This is a genomic window from Rhodopseudomonas palustris (genome assembly GCF_003031265.1).
Taxonomy (GTDB): Bacteria; Pseudomonadota; Alphaproteobacteria; order Rhizobiales; family Xanthobacteraceae; genus Rhodopseudomonas; species Rhodopseudomonas palustris_H.
In genome coordinates this window covers 778,970-791,887 of record NZ_CP019966.1, presented here as the reverse complement: position 1 = coordinate 791,887, position 12,918 = coordinate 778,970, and the positions used below count along the sequence as shown (strand labels likewise).

General features: G+C 67.9%; 12 protein-coding genes and 1 riboswitch. Of the genes, 4 read left to right on the top strand and 8 right to left on the bottom strand.

Annotated features, from left to right (window positions below):
* Nucleotide 1: 1 nt before the first annotated feature.
* Nucleotides 2-973, top strand: coding sequence for an adenosylcobinamide-phosphate synthase CbiB (gene cbiB / locus RPPS3_RS03735; RefSeq protein ID WP_107342904.1), 972 nt, complete (start codon nt 2-4; stop codon nt 971-973).
* On the opposite strand, the gene RPPS3_RS03730 is transcribed toward cbiB, so the two are convergent.
* The 6 genes from RPPS3_RS03730 to RPPS3_RS03705 all read right to left on the bottom strand — a co-directional run bounded on the left by RPPS3_RS03730 (nt 946) and on the right by RPPS3_RS03705 (nt 9,034).
* Nucleotides 946-2,433, bottom strand: coding sequence for a cobyric acid synthase (locus RPPS3_RS03730; protein ID WP_107342903.1), 1,488 nt, complete (start codon nt 2,431-2,433; stop codon nt 946-948). The genes cbiB and RPPS3_RS03730 overlap by 28 nt on opposite strands.
* Before the next feature lie 140 nt (nt 2,434-2,573).
* Nucleotides 2,574-3,200, bottom strand: a complete 627-nt coding sequence (gene cobO / locus RPPS3_RS03725) for a cob(I)yrinic acid a,c-diamide adenosyltransferase (protein ID WP_107342902.1) — start codon at nt 3,198-3,200, stop codon at nt 2,574-2,576.
* Nucleotides 3,197-6,934: a cobaltochelatase subunit CobN gene (gene cobN, locus RPPS3_RS03720; RefSeq protein WP_107342901.1), complete on the bottom strand. Its 3,738-nt coding sequence runs from the start codon at nt 6,932-6,934 to the stop codon at nt 3,197-3,199. Before cobN ends, cobO begins: the two co-directional genes overlap by 4 nt.
* Before the next feature lie 133 nt (nt 6,935-7,067).
* Complete coding sequence (cobW, locus tag RPPS3_RS03715) at nt 7,068-8,072, bottom strand: cobalamin biosynthesis protein CobW (RefSeq protein ID WP_107342900.1); 1,005 nt, start codon at nt 8,070-8,072, stop codon at nt 7,068-7,070.
* Between the two features lie 3 nt (nt 8,073-8,075).
* Nucleotides 8,076-8,606: a bifunctional adenosylcobinamide kinase/adenosylcobinamide-phosphate guanylyltransferase gene (gene cobU, locus RPPS3_RS03710; protein ID WP_107342899.1), complete on the bottom strand. Its 531-nt coding sequence runs from the start codon at nt 8,604-8,606 to the stop codon at nt 8,076-8,078.
* Nucleotides 8,603-9,034, bottom strand: coding sequence for a DUF1636 domain-containing protein (locus RPPS3_RS03705; RefSeq protein WP_107342898.1), 432 nt, complete (start codon nt 9,032-9,034; stop codon nt 8,603-8,605). Before RPPS3_RS03705 ends, cobU begins: the two co-directional genes overlap by 4 nt.
* A gap of 107 nt (nt 9,035-9,141) precedes the next feature.
* Nucleotides 9,142-9,339, bottom strand: a riboswitch (cobalamin riboswitch).
* A 96-nt stretch (nt 9,340-9,435) separates the two neighbouring features.
* Here RPPS3_RS03705 and cobT point away from each other — a divergent pair.
* The 3 genes from cobT to RPPS3_RS24420 all read left to right on the top strand — a co-directional run bounded on the left by cobT (nt 9,436) and on the right by RPPS3_RS24420 (nt 11,592).
* On the top strand, nt 9,436-10,491 hold the full coding sequence (cobT, locus tag RPPS3_RS03700) for a nicotinate-nucleotide--dimethylbenzimidazole phosphoribosyltransferase (RefSeq protein WP_107342897.1): 1,056 nt from the start codon (nt 9,436-9,438) through the stop codon (nt 10,489-10,491).
* Nucleotides 10,488-11,189, top strand: coding sequence for a 5,6-dimethylbenzimidazole synthase (gene bluB, locus RPPS3_RS03695; protein WP_107342896.1), 702 nt, complete (start codon nt 10,488-10,490; stop codon nt 11,187-11,189). Before cobT ends, bluB begins: the two co-directional genes overlap by 4 nt.
* Before the next feature lie 145 nt (nt 11,190-11,334).
* Nucleotides 11,335-11,592 (top strand): hypothetical protein, encoded by a 258-nt coding sequence (locus RPPS3_RS24420; protein WP_159060640.1) that lies wholly within the window; start codon nt 11,335-11,337, stop codon nt 11,590-11,592.
* Between the two features lie 124 nt (nt 11,593-11,716).
* On the opposite strand, the gene RPPS3_RS03690 is transcribed toward RPPS3_RS24420, so the two are convergent.
* Both RPPS3_RS03690 and RPPS3_RS03685 read right to left on the bottom strand, forming a co-directional pair.
* Nucleotides 11,717-12,205, bottom strand: a complete 489-nt coding sequence (locus tag RPPS3_RS03690) for a YbhB/YbcL family Raf kinase inhibitor-like protein (protein ID WP_107342895.1) — start codon at nt 12,203-12,205, stop codon at nt 11,717-11,719.
* 170 nt (nt 12,206-12,375) lie between these two features.
* On the bottom strand, nt 12,376-12,876 hold the full coding sequence (locus RPPS3_RS03685; RefSeq protein ID WP_107346417.1) for a hypothetical protein: 501 nt from the start codon (nt 12,874-12,876) through the stop codon (nt 12,376-12,378).
* Nucleotides 12,877-12,918 lie beyond the last annotated feature (42 nt).

The window sequence follows — 12,918 nt, the reverse complement described above, 5'->3', positions numbered from 1 at the left end:
CATGTTGGTGGATTCCCACGCGCTGCTGATCGTCGTGGTGGCGCTGGTGCTTGATGCGCTGATTGGCGATCCCGATTGGCTGTGGAAGCGGCTGGCACATCCGGTGGTGCTGATCGGCACGATGATCGGCTGGCTCGACCGCACGCTCAACCGCGACGATTGGTCGGAAACGACCAAGAAAGGCGCCGGCATCGTCGCAGTGCTGTTTCTGATCGCGGTCGCCGGCCTGGTCGGGCTGCTGCTCGAAGCGCCGCTGCGACAGTTGCCTGGCGGCTGGGTGATCGCGGCCGTGCTGGCCGCAACGCTGATCGCGCAGCGCAGCCTTTACGACCACGTCGCACGGGTACGCGACGCCTTCGCGTCCGGTGGCCTGAAGGAAGCCCGCGAAAAAGTGTCGCTGATCGTCGGCCGCGATCCGCAGACGCTGGACGAAGCCGGTGTCTGCCGCGCCGCAATCGAATCCAGCGCCGAGAATTTTTCCGACGGCGTGGTCGCGCCGGTGTTCTGGCTGGCGCTGCTCGGGCTGCCGGGTCTGCTGATCTACAAGACCATCAACACCGCCGACTCGATGATCGGACATCTGACGCCGCTGCATCGGTCGTTCGGCTGGGCCGCGGCGCGACTCGACGACGTGCTGAATCTGATTCCGGCACGGCTGTCGGGCCTGCTGATCGCGCTGGTGGCACCGATCGTCCGCGGTTCGGTCAAGCAAGCAATCGCCGTGATGCGGCGCGACGCCGGCAAGCATCGTTCGCCGAATGCCGGCTGGCCGGAATCGGCGATGGCTGCGGCGATCGGTGTCGCGCTCGCCGGCCCGCGCAGCTACGGCGGCAAGATCACCGACGATCCTTATCTCAACGCTGAAGCGCGCAGCGAAGCAACCCCGGCCGATATCGGGCGCGCGCTGCGGGTGATGATTGCAGCTTGCGCGCTGCAGGCCGCGATCTACGCGGCGCTGGCGTTCGTGCTCTGACGGCTCCGCGCCATTCTGATCATCCGGTCGACATCGAGATGCGCTTCGAGATGATCGGCTAGGGCCTCCAACGCGGCTTCGATTTGCGCCTCATAGGCGAGCTGCGAGGCGATGCCGAGACCAGCAAGCCAAGTACGGCGGAACTCATCGTTCGTAAACAGGCCGTGCAGATAGGTGCCCTGCACCCGGCCGTCGCTCGAAATCGCACCGTCCGGCCGACCGTCGATCGTCACCACCGGCCGCGCGCAATCAGGGCCCTCGGTGCGGCCGAGATGAATCTCGTAGCCTTCGACCGGTGCGCCGGTCGCAACATGAGCGCCGTGGACCAATGTGGTCGACTTGTCGCCCCGCATGATCGTGACGGTGTCGAGCAGACCGAGCCCTTCGACCGTGCCGGACGCGCCGTCGACGCCATCCGGATCGGCGATGCTGCGCCCGAGCATCTGATAGCCGCCGCACAGCCCGAGCAGATGACCGCCGCGGCGGACATGCGCGGCGATATCGATATCCCAGCCCTGTGCACGCAGGAACGCGAGATCGCCGAGCGTCGACTTGCTGCCGGGAATGATCACCACGTCGGCCTCGGCCGGGATCGGCGTGCCCGGCGGCACGAACACCAGCTTGACGCCCGGCTCCATACCGAGCGGATCGAGATCGTCGAAATTAGCAATCCGCGCCAGCATCGGCACGGCGATGATGCGCTTGGCGGTCGATGCTTGCGCCCGGTCGAGATCGACCGCGTCCTCAGCCGGCAACAGTGCGGCCGACGGCAGCCACGGCACCACGCCAAGCAACGGCCAGCCGGTCAGCTCGGTAATCGCCGTCAGCCCATGATCGAACAGCCGCACGTCGCCGCGGAATTTGTTGATCAAATAACCAGCTACCAGCGCCCGCTCGGCCTCGTCGAGCACCAGATGCGTGCCGGCCAGACTGGCGATCACGCCACCACGCTCGATGTCGCCGGCAATCACCACCGGCACGTTCGCCGCCTGCGCGAACCCCATATTGGCGATGTCGCCGGCGCGGAGATTGATCTCAGCCGGCGAGCCGGCGCCTTCGACCAGCACGATGTCGGCCTCGCGTGCGAGCCTCGCGAAGCTGTCGAGTACGTGCGGCAGCAGCGCCGCTTTCTTGTCGAGGAAGTGCTGCGCGCCGAGCCGGCCGAACCGTTTGCCTTGTACGATCACTTGCGCGCCGGTGTCGGTCTCCGGCTTCAGCAACACCGGATTCATATGCACCGTCGGCGGCAGTTTGGCGGCGCGCGCCTGCACCGCCTGCGCCCGACCGATTTCACCGCCATCGACCGTCACCGCAGCGTTGTTCGACATGTTCTGCGGCTTGAACGGCGCGACCTTGAGCCCCCGCCGCACCAACGCCCGGCAAAGCCCCGCCACCAGCGTCGACTTGCCGGCATTGGAGCAGGTGCCCTGGATCATCAGCGCGGGGGTCACCTGAGTCATACCGCGTCACTCCTCACGACGTCATTCCGGGGCGCGAACGAAGTTCGCGAACCCGGAATCTCGAGGTGCTCTACACTTCTGGATTCCGGGTTCGCCGCTGCGCGGCGCCCCGGAATGACACTCGACCTTCGGCCGCGCGCTCAAAACTCCACGCCCTTTTGCGCCTTCACGCCGGTCCGGAACGGGTGCTTCACCAGGGTCATATCGGTCACGAGGTCTGCGATCTCGATCAGCGCCGGGTGGGCGTTGCGGCCGGTGATCACCACGTGCTTGTCGGCCGGCTTCTCGTCGAGCAGCACCGCGACAATTTCTTCGATCGGCAGATAATCATAGCGCAGCACGATGTTCAGCTCGTCGAGCAGCACCATGCGATGGCGGTCGTCGCGGATCAATTCCTTGGCACGCTCCCAGCCGGCGCGCGCCGCGGCGATGTCGCGTTCGCGGTCCTGTGTTTCCCAGGTGAAGCCCTCGCCCATGATGTGCAGCGTCGCGAGCTCCGGAAACTTCGCCAGCAGCTTGGCCTCGCCGGTGTTCCACTTCTCCGACTTGGTGAAGTGCACTACGCCGACCGGCATGCCGTGGCCGATATGGCGGAACACCATGCCGAGCGCGGCCGAGGTCTTCCCCTTGCCGGTGCCGGTGTGGACGATGATCAGCCCCTTGCTGTCGGTCATCCCCTGCAGCTTCTTGTCGTGCGCGGCTTTCCGCTTCTTCGCCTTCTCGGCGTGGCGGACGTTTTCGTCGCGGGCGGGCAGAGGATCGGTCATGCAGCTTCCTTGGGGGTGAGAATTTCGGCGAGCAGGTCGGCCGCTCGGTTGGAGCGCGGCGTCCACAGCCCGCGGCGGATCGCCTCGTCGAACCGCGCCACGATATCGCCTAGCGCCGCCGGATTGGCGTCGCGGAGAAACTCGCGCACCGCGTCGTCTTCGAGATAAGCGGCGAACAGCAGGTCGAAATGACGGTTGCCGACGGCGTCGGTCGAAGCCGCAAAGCCGAACAAATAGTCCACGGTGGCGGCGATCTCGGAGGCGCCCTTGTAGCCGTGGCGCATCACGCCCTGAATCCACTTCGGGTTGGCGGCGCGGCCCCGCACCACGCGGGAGATCTCATGCGCGAGCGTCCGCGGCAGCGGCGCTTCGGGCCGAGACGTGTCGACATGGGCGATCCGCGGTGCCTGCCCGCGCAGACTTTCGACCGTGGAGGCAAGGCCGCCGATGAACTGGTAGTAATCGTCGGAATCGAGAATGTCGTGCTCGCGATTGTCCTGCGCCTGCGCCACCAGATCGACTGCTTTCAGCCGCGCCGCGAACGCATCGGCGGCCTCGGCGCCGTCCTGCCCTGCCCCATAGGCATAGCCGCCCCAGGCGAGATAAGCGCCGGCGAGATCATCGCGATTATTCCAGCCGCCGTCATCGATCATCGCCTGCAGCCCGGCTCCGTACGTGCCCGGCCGCGCGCCGAACACCCGCGCGCCGGCTTGCTTCTTCGCCAGCTCGGGATCGACACCCGTTCGAACTAATTGGTCGCTGCGGACGCGGACCTGCGCGGCGATCGGATTGGCGTCATCAGGTTCGTCGAGCGCCGCAACCGCTGCAATTGCGCTGGCAATCAGGTCCATCTGCACCGGGAAGGCGTCACGAAACAGCCCGGAGACGCGGAAGGTGACATCGACGCGCGGCCGCCGCAGCTCCGACAGCGGCACGATCGCAAAGCCGGTGACGCGGCCGGTGGCATCTTCCCAGGTCGGCCGCGCACCGATCAGCGCCAACGCCTGCGCGACATCGTCGCCGCCGGTGCGCATATTGGCGGTGCCCCACGCCGACAGCGCGATCGAGCGCGGCCATTCGCCGGCCTCCTGCCAATAGGATTCGATCAGGCGCTCGGCGGCGAGCTGGCCGATCCGCCACGCCGACGGCGTCGGCACCGCGCGGACATCGACCGCGAAGAAATTACGCCCCGTCGGCAGCACATCGGGCCGGCCGCGGGTCGGCGCGCCGGAGGGCCCCGGCCGAATGAACCGGCCATCGAGCCCGCGCAGCAGTGCATCGCGCTCGGCATCGCCGGACGCTTCGATCGCCGGACGCAGCGACGTGGCGATCCAGTCGAGCACGGGCTGAGTGTGAGGCAGTCTCTCCTCATCGCCCGCAGGAGAGGGTGAACCTTGATGAAGAGCCGACACCAACCGCAAGGCCAACGTTTCGACGCGCTCGACGGTGTCACCATGGGTCCGCCATGGCCGATCACTCAGCTCGGCGAGGACTGTTGGGCGTGGGCCGGCATAGAGCACAGCCAGATCGCGGGTCAGCGGATCGAATTCGGTCCCGTCGGGGTTGGTTAGTCCGAGGTCGCGTGCCAGCGCGCGATGCAGCGAGGCATCCTGCGGCTTCAGTTCGGAGCGCGGCAGACGCGCGATCGACACCAGCAGCTCGTCGCGCTGGGCGGCGAGCGGCGTGCGGCCGAATACGTGCAGCCCGTCGCGGATCTGCATCTCTTTCAGATCGCACAGATGCGCATCGATCGCGCGCAGCGCATCCAGCGTTGCGGTGTCGCGATCGATCGCGACGTCTTCGTCGAGCCGCGTCGCCCGGGCCAACGAAATGATGTCCTCGGCGATGGCGTCGGCGCGGGTCGGATCGAGATCGGCCGCCATCGCATATTCGTCGACCAGCGCTTCCAGCCGCGCCATCTCGTCATGCAGCTCGGCGCGAGTCATCGGCGGCGTCAGATGATCGACGATCACCGCAGCGCTGCGCCGCTTGGCTTGGATGCCCTCGCCGGGATCGTTGACGATGAACGGGTAGAGATGCGGCAGCGGCCCGAGCAGCGCAGTCGGGAAACAGTCGCGCGACAGCCCGGCGCTCTTGCCCGGCAGCCATTCGAGATTGCCGTGCTTGCCGAGGTGGATCACCGCTTCGGTGCCGAACACCTGCCGCAGCCACAGATAGAACGCCACATAATGATGCGGCGGCGGCAGCTCGGGATCGTGGAAGCTCGATTTCGGATCGATCGCATAGCCACGTGCCGGCTGCACCCCGACCAGGATGTTGCCGAAGCGATGCAGGCCGAGACGGAAGTCCCCATCCGCGACATGCGGATCCTGCTCCGGCGCGCCCCACCGTGCAGTCACCGCATCGCGCACCGCCTGCGGCAGCTCCGCGAACGCCGCCGCGTAGTCCGCCACCGGCCAGCTCACGCCGCCTTCCCGATCGGATCGGCTCTTCAGTTCGTTGGTCGGGCCGCGCTGTAGCTGCTCCATCAGCGCCGCCGTGTTGGCCGGCAGCTCGCGGGTGAGATAGCCTTCCGTCCGCAGTGTGAACAGCAGGTCGTGCAGCGATTGTGGGGTGTCGAGGCCGACGCCGTTGCCGAGCCGGCCATCGCGATTCGGATAATTGGCGAGCACGATGGCGACGCGGCGTTGGTCGCGCGGCTGATGCCGCAGCCGCACCCAGGCCTGCGCCAGATCCGCCACCGCATCGATCCGGTCCTGCAGCGGCTGATACACGGTCGGGGCGAATTCGGCATCGCCGCCGCGCTGCTTGAAGGCCACGGCTCCGGCGAAGACACGGCCGTCGACCTCCGGCAGTACGACATGCATGGCGAGGTCGCGCGGATTGAGCCCGCGGCCGGATTGCTCCCAATGCTCGCGCGTCACCCCCGCCTGCGCCACCTGCAGGATCGGGCAATCCGCCGACGCCAGCACACCGGAGTCATCCGTGGCGGTGGCGGTCGCAAACGCGGTGGCGTTGATGATGACGTCCGGTGGCGTCGCGGCGAGCACGCTGCGAAGAAACGCGATCGAGCGCGCATCCTTCAGACTGGTCACGAAGATGCAGGTTGGATCGAAATCACGCGCGGCGAGAGCGTCACGCAGCGCCGCGATCGCCCCGGTGTCGCCGCTCGCCGCCAGCGCCCGATAGAAGATCACCAACGCGCGGCGGCGCTGCGATGGCGGCGGCTCGGCCGGCCAGAACCCTGCGGCCGGCATCGGCCGCGGCGGCGGCGGGCAGTCGTCGCGCAGGATCATCCAGGCGGCGTAGCGCAGCGCCAAGCGGACGTTCTCGGCGCCGCCCTCGCTGCAATAGCGCCACAGCGCGTGAGCATCGTCGAGATCGGCGGTGCTGCGCGCAGCCAACTCCGCATTCCACTCCATCTCGCCCGGAATACAGACGAACTGTGCGCCCCGCGCCAGCGCATCGCGCCGCAGACTGTCGACGCCGTGCGGCCAATAGGCCTCGCCACCGAGCATCCGCAGGATGACGAGCTTGGCTTTCGCCAGCGTGCGCTCGACATAAAGATCGACCGACGCCGGATGGCCGAGCGCCAGAAAATTGGTGAGCTGGAGCGTCGGATAGCCGTCCGGCATCCCGGCCCGCGCCACGCCGAACGCCGCCAGATCGCTGTCGGCCGCAGACAACACCACGATATCGGCCGTCGCCTGACCAAGATCGCGCGCAACGTCGCCGTCGTCGATGCTGACGCTGGTGTCGAGCTTCAGGTGCATTTGGAGCACCGTTGCTGTGCGACCGCCCTCTCCACGTCATTGCGAGCGAAGCGAAGCAATCCAGCCTCGGGGCCGGTGCCCCTGGATTGCTTCGTCGCTTCGCTCCTCGCAATGACGGGGAGAGGCATACGAACTACCCCGCCAGCGCGCGGCGGGCGGCGTCGGCGTCGAAGCCTTTGAGGCCGATTACCACCAGATGGTCGGGACGCTCGGCGTCGGGGCGGGCGAAGGCGAGATCGATGCGCGAGCCGACCGCCTGCACCACGACCGGTGCCGGCTTGCCGGCGACACGGGCATGGCCCTTCACGCGCAGCACGCCCTGGAGCCCCAGCGCATCGCCGACCCGCGCCTTCATGGCGTCCAGCGTCTCCGCCGGCTGCGGGGTGATCACCAGCGAGTCGAAATCGTCGTGATCGTGCTCCTCGCCTTCGGCGTGATGCCCGGCGCGGGATGCAAGATCATTCTCGGCCTCGGCATCGAGCCCGATCAGCACCGACGGCGCCAGCGTGCCATGCGAGCGGACGATGCGGACGTTCGGCCGTACCCGGCTCGCCAGCTTGGCTTCGAGCGCGGCAAGCTGATCGGGCGCCACAAGGTCGCTCTTCGACAGCACCACCAGATCGGCGCAGGCGAGCTGATCTTCGAACACTTCCTCGATCGGATCGTCATGCGTGGCGTCGCGCTGCGCCTTCACCGCGTCGTCGTCGAGCGGCACCCGCCCTTCGCTCAGCGCCAGCGCATCGACCACCGTGACGACGCCGTCGGCAGTGGCACGGGTCTTCACCGCCGGCCAGGCGAACGCCTTGAGCAGCGGCTGCGGCAGTGCGAGCCCGGAGGTTTCGATCACGATCGCGTCGAGCGGCGTTTCGCGGTTCAACAGCTTTTCCATGGTCGGGATGAAATCGTCGGCGACCGTGCAGCAGATGCAGCCGTTGGTGAGTTCGACGATGTCGCCCGGCGCGCACACCGACGCGCCGCAATCCTCGACCAGCGAGCCGTCGAAACCTGCATCGCCGAATTCATTGACGATCACTGCGATGCGGCGACCGCTCGACTGATTGAGCAGCGCGCGCAGCAGCGTGGTCTTGCCGGCGCCGAGAAAGCCGGTGAGCACCGTAACGGGAACGCGGGCGGTCATGAACTACTCTCCTGATTGGCGTTTCAGCCACAGCGGCAGGCCGGCGGCGATGAAGGCGACGTTGGGCACCGCGGCAGCGATGGTCTGATTGAGGCGGCCTTGCGCGTCGCGGAAGGCGCGGCCGAGCGGCGTCTCCGGCACCAGGCCGAGGCCGACTTCGTTGGAGACGAGCACGATCGGTCCGGCGGCGACGCCGAGATAGCGCGCCAGCCGCCTCGCCTCGACCTCGGGATCGCGGCCGGCTTCCATCAGGTTGAACAGCCACAGCGTCAGGCAATCGACCAGCACGGCGCGGCCGCGGCCGGCGTGCTGGGTCAGCGCATCGACCAAGCCGAGCGGCTCCTCGATCGTAGTCCAGCCCTCGCCGCGGCGGACGCGATGGTGCGCGATGCGATCGGACATTTCGTCGTCGCTGGCGGTGGCGGTCGCGAGATAGATCCTGGCCAAGCCGCTCTCGGCGACCAGGCGTTCGCCGAACACCGATTTGCCGGAGCGCGCGCCGCCGAGCACCAGGGTAGAGATCAACGCGCTCATGTCGGCGCCCGCCCATCGTCGGGAGACCATTGCGGCGGCGGCAGGCGGACGACGGTGCCCTTGCGCAGGACTTCCGGGCGCTGCCGCCACGGCACCAGACCGTAGTGACTGTCCTGATAGGAGGCCACGAACGCCGCCACAGCGTCAGCGCCGCCGGCGCCGTCGAGATCGCCGAACACGAAGGTGTAGCCGCCTTCGCTCGACACCGCGACGGTGGCGGCGCGCTTGCATGCGGACAGGCACTGCACAGCGCGCACCTGCACCGCGCCGGCGCCCGCCAGCGCGGCGCGGACGGCTTCCAGCATCGGCGCGCCGACAGCGACGCCGTCGATCGTCTTGCAGGTGGTGCAGACGCTGACGATCACCGGCGCGCCGGGCAGCACGCGCGGCGGATCGGCGCTCACATCGGCAGGGGGCTCGGAATCCATCGGGCTCGAATCATCGCGTCAGCTATCGAGCTTTGTCGGAACGCGCGGGAGAGGCCTTTGCCGTCCGCACTGCTTCCGTCCGGTGCACCCCGCCCCGACGACCCTTCAAAGCACAATACGCGATGGCAGGTCTCCTGGCTCGCGAGTCGCCGCCATTCGCCGCCTTCCCAGGAATTCCCAGTGGCCTCGGCGATGGCTCGTCGCTTACAGTTGCGGGGGCAGCTCCGGGATCGAGACGCACCGCGTCTCCCACCGGCTTCCCTTTTCACCTTCCTTGCGGAAGGACCATCGTCCGGCACGCTAGCTGCGACGCTGTTGCGGGTCAACAACGCGAAGGTGGTGTTGACCGGGCTTGCGCGTTTGCCTCAGTTGCGCGCCTTGCCGAACCAAAGGACCATCCGATGCCGACCGAAACCCTCGTCACCTGGCAGCCGCCGTCGATCACCCCGGTCGACCCGTCGCTGAAAGCAACCTTGCGGGCGCGGGTGGACGGCAAGGCCAAGCCGCTCGGCTCGCTCGGGCGGATCGAAGACCTCGCCATCGAACTGGCCTTGATGCGGCATCCGCAGCCGCCGCGCGCCGACAACGCGGTGCTGATGGTGTTCGCCGGCGACCATGGCCTGACCGAAGAAGGCGTGTCGCAATATCCGTCCGCCGTGACGGTGGCGATGGTAATGACCTATCTGGCCGGCAAGGCCACCGCGAACGCATTCGCAGCCGCCAACCATGTCGACGTCCGAGTGATCGACGCCGGTGTCGCCGCCGAGCTGCCGAAGCACCCCGATCTGATCGATGCCAAGGTACGGATGGGGACCGCCAACGCGGCGCGTCAGCCGGCGATGAGCATCGCGGAGGCTTGCCAGGCGCTCGATCGCGGCGCCGAGCTGGCGCGTGCCGAGATCGCCGCGGGGGCGGACGTGATCGCGCTCGGCGAAATGGGGATCGGCAACACGGCTTCGTCGTCGCTGCTGCTGCACCGCCTCGGCCCGGCGCCGCTCGACCAGAGCATCGGGATCGGCGCCGGCCAGGATGCCGACGGCATGGCCAAGAAGAAGGCGGCGATCGAAAAGGCTGCGATGCGCAGCCCCGCCACCGCACCGCTGGAGGCGCTGTCCGAATTCGGCGGGCTGGAGATTGCCATGATGGCCGGCGCGGTGCTGGGCGCCGCCTCGCAGCGCCGGCCGGTGATCGTCGACGGCTTCATCGCCACCGCCGCGGCGCTGGTCGCGGTGCGGCTGGCGCCGGAAGCTCGCGACTATTGCATATTCGCCCATCGCTCGGCCGAGCGCGGCCACGACCTCGCGCTGCAGGCAATGGACGCCGCGCCGCTGCTCGATCTGCGGCTGCGGCTCGGCGAAGGCACCGGCGCGATTCTCGCCGTGCCGCTGGTGCGCGCCGCTTCGCGGCTGCTCACCGACGTCGCCGATCTCGCCGACGTGCTGGCGGGCAAGCTGTGAGTACGGTGCTGAGCAAGATGGCGGCGATGACCGATCCGGCCGAGATCGCAGCCGCCAACGCCAACCCGCCGGTGTTCGACGAAGCGTTTCGGGAGAAGTTCGCCGAGCTGATCGCGTGGCGCCGCGACGTCCGCCGCTTCAAGACCGATCCAGTCGCGCCCGAGCTGATCGATCAGCTGCTCGACCTCGCCCAGCTGGCGCCCTCAGTCGGCAACAGCCAGCCGTGGCGCTGGATCAGCATCGACTCGGCCGAGACGCGGGCGCGGATCCGCGCCAACTTCCTGCGCTGCAATGAGGTGGCGGCGAGCGCGTATCAGGGCGACCGTGCGGCGCTGTACGCCAAACTCAAGCTCGAAGGCATCGACGTCGCGCCGCGGCAGTTCGCGCTGTTCTGCGACCGCGAGACGGCGCAGGGTCTCGGCGTCGGGCGCCAGACCATGCCGGAAGCGCTCGATTACTCCGTTGTGGCGATGATCGAGACATTCTGGCTCGCCGCGCGGACGCTCGGCCTCGGAGTCGGCTGGGTATCGATCCTTGATCCAGAGGCGATCACCACCGAGCTCGACGTGCCGCCGACCTGGAAGTTCATCGCCTATCTGTGCGTCGGCTGGCCGGTGGAACACCACGTCGACCCGGAACTGGTGCGCCATCACTGGCAGGACCGCACCACCGCAGGCCGCATTGTGCTGTCGCGCTGAGTTCCATCGGTGCGCGGGCGCACTGAGTGCCCGCGCTGTTTGTTGATCGTTAAGGCAAGATCGCGGCGAGAGCCGCAATTTGCAAGAAATCGTCACATTCGCGCGTCAGGACTCCGTCCGCGTTTCCGATAACGGAGGACCGGACATGCGAGCTACCAACCTTTGGACGACCGCTTTGTTTGCCGGCGCGCTGGTCGCGTCGAGCCTCTCTGCCGCACCGGCGCTGGCGCGCGGTCAGCAGGATCAGCGCAACGCCGGCGAGGCCGCAGCGACGGCGTCGGGATGCAGCTCCTACGAACGCGCCCCCGACGGATCATGGCGCCAGATTCCCTGCCTTTCGAGCGGACCGGCCGCCGCGATTACGCGCAGCTCGTCAAGCAGAAGCTCAGAAGCCAGCAACTGATCACAGGGCCTTCGAGACGACCGGCGCGGTCGCGGTCGTCCTGGCCCTTACGCTTCAATCCCGTCGTTGCTGATAACCGGAGCAATCCGGAATCAGCAGCGAACAGGATGGCGTCCGCTCGGGCTTAACGCCCGAACAGTCCGGTGATCGTCGTCTTCGCCAGGGTGTGGAAGTTGAGGTCGAAGCCGACCAGCGCCGGCATCGCCGTGGCGCCGGCGTTCGGCAGCTTTTCGACGTCGACCGCGAATACCGTGATCTGATAGCGGTGCGGCTTGTCGCCCGGCGGCGGGCACGGGCCGCCGTAACCGGGCACGCCGAAATCCGTCAGGCCCTGGATCGTGCCTTCGGGCATCAAACCCTTCGCGATATCGCCCGCGCCCTTCGGCAGCGACGTCGTCGTGGCCGGAATGTTGAACACCACCCAATGCCACCAGCCGCTGCCGGTCGGCGCATCGGGATCGTACATCGTCACCGCGAAGCTCTTGGTGCCGGCGGGCGCATCGCTCCAGCTCAGCGCCGGCGAGACGTTGGCGCCGGTGCAGCCGAAGCTGTTGAACAATTGCTCGTGGGCGATCGTTGCGCCTTCGGCGATGTCGGGACTGGTGAGCTTCATGGCCTGCACTCCTGCCGCATGCGGACGCGCACGCCGACTGGCGCGCAGCGCACGTCATCGGGTCGCTGATGTCGTGGTCCCCGCCGGGCGGCGAGGCGACGCGATGCTAGCAAGCCGAAACGGGCGACGGAAGCTCAGGCACGGCTCGAGGCCGGCGACAAATCCGCCGATTATTCCGGCTTGGCAGCCGGCACCTTGCGGGACGCCCTCAGCAGCAGCGGAAAACCGGAGAAGAAGGTGTTGGAATTGATCAGCAGCGGAATCCCGAGCCATTCCGACACTGTCCGCGGACCGCTGCGGAGCTCCTCGCGCCGCGCCTGAGGCGGGGCCGGCCGCGCCGGTGATGCCGCTGGCGCCGACTTGACCGCCTGCGCCGCAGGATCGGGGGCCGGCTGGGCTTCAGTCTTCGCTGGCTGCACGAGGGCCGGCGCCGCAGAGCCAGCGGTGCTCGTCGCACCTGCCTCTTTGCCGCCGTGCCGTCCGAGAATGCCGCTGGCCACGAGCGCCGACCCGAACGGCGGCTCGACCCGAACCACGGCCCCGCCGCCGCTCGGACCGCGGCGATCGGGCACCTCGACCAGTTCGACCTGGTTGAAGCCGCGCTGCTTGAGTTCGGCGACTGCGGCCTTGGCCTGTGTGGCGCTGTCGAAGGTACGGGTGATGTGCGTCATGTCTGGCATGCCTCGGAGGGTTGCTCGTCGGCGTGCAAACGA